This window comes from Pseudomonas sp. P5_A2_2, from assembly GCF_054177685.1.
Genome location: NZ_JBGCUL010001111.1, coordinates 1 through 1,383, shown reverse-complemented (window position 1 = coordinate 1,383; position 1,383 = coordinate 1). Strand labels below are relative to the sequence as shown.

Annotated in this window: 2 protein-coding genes; one reads left to right on the top strand and one right to left on the bottom strand. The window is 62.9% G+C overall.

Annotated features, from left to right (window positions below; genetic code table 11):
* The coding region (locus tag ACXRVY_RS29255; RefSeq protein WP_458238991.1) for a YbfB/YjiJ family MFS transporter at nt 1-1,019 on the bottom strand (1,019 nt) is incomplete at its 3' end.
* 111 nt (nt 1,020-1,130) lie between these two features.
* Here ACXRVY_RS29255 and ACXRVY_RS29250 point away from each other — a divergent pair.
* Nucleotides 1,131-1,383, top strand: a 253-nt coding sequence (locus ACXRVY_RS29250; RefSeq protein ID WP_458238990.1) for a LysR family transcriptional regulator, incomplete at its 3' end; no start/stop codon positions are given.

Below are 1,383 nucleotides of genomic sequence, written 5' to 3'. Positions count from 1 at the left end.
TGGTTGGGGATCAATTCATGCACCCGGGCCAACGCCAGCGGCACGATGCCGGGCGGGAAGGAGCCGAGGATCACCGCCAGTAAAGCCAGTGCCGCGAACGAACTGCTGATCGATAAGAGGCCAACCGCCAACGCCTGTATTACCAGCACGATGCGGATCCCCGTTTTCGCGCCCAGTTGGTCGGCCAGAAAACCGTAACTCACTGGCCCGACAATCGCGCCAAGGCCATACATCACCCAGATCAGCGCGCCGACATGCGCCCCGGCATTGAGCCCGCGGGCGACGTAATCCACCAGGAACACCATGGCCGGCACCAGTCCGGCGGCCATGAACGCGTATTGGGCGAACAGCAGGTAAACGCTCGGGTCGGTGGGGGCAGGCGACGAGGTATCCGACGGCGCAGCGGCGACCGGGTGCGCAGCGGTTGGCCAGCCAAACCAACTGGCGGCAGTGAGAACCAGGGCCAACAAGCCAAGGCCGAACCAGGTTTGCTGCAAGCCGAGGCTCAACAGCGGCGGCACGATCGTCCCCGAGCCGGCAATGCCCAAGCCGATGCCAAGGAATATCGCACCGCTGGCCAGGCCCCTGCGGGTCGCCGGTACGTGAGGCAATACGGTTCCCGCCACCAACACCATGATCGCGCCACCGGCGATCCCCGACAGCAGGCGCCAGCCGAAGAACCAGCTCATCGACAACGGAAAACCACAGGCGAAAAACGCCAGCGTCACTGCCAGCATCATCAGGCGCAGGGCGGTTTTGTTTGAGGTCCGGCGTGCCAGTGGATGGCCAATCAGTGCGCCGATCAGGTAACCCACCAGATTGGCGGCGCCGAGGTACACCACGTCGCTGGCGGAAAACCAGTGGGCCTGGATCAGCGAGGGAATCAGCGGCGTATAGGCGAAACGCGCCAGGCCGATGCTGACCAGGCTGGCGCAGAGGCCGGCGAAGATCGGCAGCCAGATCGCGCGGGCTGCAGGAATAAGGGGTGCAGGAGTAAGGGGAGCAGATGAGCTGTGCATGTGCATAGTCCTGTGGGGAACTCAGGCCTTCAGCATATCGAGATTATTTGAAGCATTAACGCAGCGATTACGCGCTATGCTGATGCGTAAATGCATCATCAGGAGAGCGCTATGAATTGGGATGACGCCCGGGTATTTCTCGCGGTTTGCCGTGAATCGACGTTGCGTGGTGCGGCGCGGGTGTTGGGGGTCGACCAGGCCACGGTCGGTCGGCGCATCACGGCGCTGGAAAAGTCATTGAGTGCGACCTTGTTCCTGCGTACCTCCGACGGTTATGCGCTGACGGCTGTCGGTGAAGCGGCGCTCAAGGCGGTGGAGAAAATGGAGCATTCGGCGCTGGAGCTGGAGCGCCAGATCCAGGGCC